Origin of the sequence: Chryseobacterium sp. SIMBA_028, assembly GCF_046535285.1 — a bacterium.
Taxonomy (GTDB): domain Bacteria; phylum Bacteroidota; class Bacteroidia; order Flavobacteriales; family Weeksellaceae; genus Chryseobacterium.
Window position 1 is genome coordinate 1 of the sequence record NZ_JAWRWZ010000033.1, and the last position, 1,960, is coordinate 1,960.

The window sequence follows — 1,960 nt, forward strand, 5'->3', positions numbered from 1 at the left end:
TTACAAAATAAAGTTTTACTTTTGCACTCGCAAATATGGAGCGCCACTGACAGAGAAGAGTGCTTCATTATAAAGCGAAAGATATAAGATCATTGACATACAATATAACAACCAAGTAAGGAAAAAACTAAAGCGTCAAAAACTTTGAGTGAGTCAGACAAACATACAATGGAGAGTTTGATCCTGGCTCAGGATGAACGCTAGCGGGAGGCCTAACACATGCAAGCCGAGCGGTAGAGATTCTTCGGGATCTTGAGAGCGGCGCACGGGTGCGGAACACGTGTGCAACCTGCCTTTATCTGGGGGATAGCCTTTCGAAAGGAAGATTAATACCCCATAATATTTTGAATGGCATCATTTGAAATTGAAAACTCCGGTGGATAGAGATGGGCACGCGCAGGATTAGATAGTTGGTGAGGTAACGGCTCACCAAGTCAACGATCCTTAGGGGGCCTGAGAGGGTGATCCCCCACACTGGTACTGAGACACGGACCAGACTCCTACGGGAGGCAGCAGTGAGGAATATTGGACAATGGGTGAGAGCCTGATCCAGCCATCCCGCGTGAAGGACGACGGCCCTATGGGTTGTAAACTTCTTTTGTATAGGGATAAACCTAGATACGTGTATCTAGCTGAAGGTACTATACGAATAAGCACCGGCTAACTCCGTGCCAGCAGCCGCGGTAATACGGAGGGTGCAAGCGTTATCCGGATTTATTGGGTTTAAAGGGTCCGTAGGCGGATCTGTAAGTCAGTGGTGAAATCTCACAGCTTAACTGTGAAACTGCCATTGATACTGCAGGTCTTGAGTGTTGTTGAAGTAGCTGGAATAAGTAGTGTAGCGGTGAAATGCATAGATATTACTTAGAACACCAATTGCGAAGGCAGGTTACTAAGCAACAACTGACGCTGATGGACGAAAGCGTGGGGAGCGAACAGGATTAGATACCCTGGTAGTCCACGCCGTAAACGATGCTAACTCGTTTTTGGGCCTTAGGGTTCAGAGACTAAGCGAAAGTGATAAGTTAGCCACCTGGGGAGTACGTTCGCAAGAATGAAACTCAAAGGAATTGACGGGGGCCCGCACAAGCGGTGGATTATGTGGTTTAATTCGATGATACGCGAGGAACCTTACCAAGGCTTAAATGGGAAATGACAGGCTTAGAAATAGGCTTTTCTTCGGACATTTTTCAAGGTGCTGCATGGTTGTCGTCAGCTCGTGCCGTGAGGTGTTAGGTTAAGTCCTGCAACGAGCGCAACCCCTGTCACTAGTTGCCATCATTAAGTTGGGGACTCTAGTGAGACTGCCTACGCAAGTAGAGAGGAAGGTGGGGATGACGTCAAATCATCACGGCCCTTACGCCTTGGGCCACACACGTAATACAATGGCCAGTACAGAGGGCAGCTACACGGTGACGTGATGCAAATCTCGAAAGCTGGTCTCAGTTCGGATTGGAGTCTGCAACTCGACTCTATGAAGCTGGAATCGCTAGTAATCGCGCATCAGCCATGGCGCGGTGAATACGTTCCCGGGCCTTGTACACACCGCCCGTCAAGCCATGGAAGTCTGGGGTACCTGAAGTCGGTGACCGTAACAGGAGCTGCCTAGGGTAAAACAGGTAACTAGGGCTAAGTCGTAACAAGGTAGCCGTACCGGAAGGTGCGGCTGGAACATCTCATTTTAGAGCGTCTTTTGACGATAAACAAAATTAGTATCGCAAGATACAAGCACTTGCTTAAAGAGAGGCTTTAGTTTTTTATTTGGTTGATATATATATAATAACAAAACCCACTAGAAATTAGTATTAGGGAAAGAGATTGGGAATGAAGCTGGGGAGAGAGGAAGTATCCTTTTACTCATGATTCACTACCATAACAAAGTCTCGTAGCTCAGCTGGTTAGAGCGCTACACTGATAATGTAGAGGTCGGCAGTTCGAGCCTGCCCGAGACTACTAATTA

The 1,960-nt window shown here is 47.4% G+C and carries 1 tRNA gene and 1 rRNA gene; both read left to right on the top strand.

What is annotated here, in order from left to right:
• Nucleotides 1-165 precede the first annotated feature (165 nt).
• Nucleotides 166-1,682, top strand: a 16S ribosomal RNA gene (locus SCA31_RS22350).
• A 197-nt stretch (nucleotides 1,683-1,879) separates the two neighbouring features.
• Nucleotides 1,880-1,953, top strand: a tRNA-Ile gene (locus SCA31_RS22355).
• The last annotated feature ends 7 nt before the right edge of the window (nucleotides 1,954-1,960 follow it).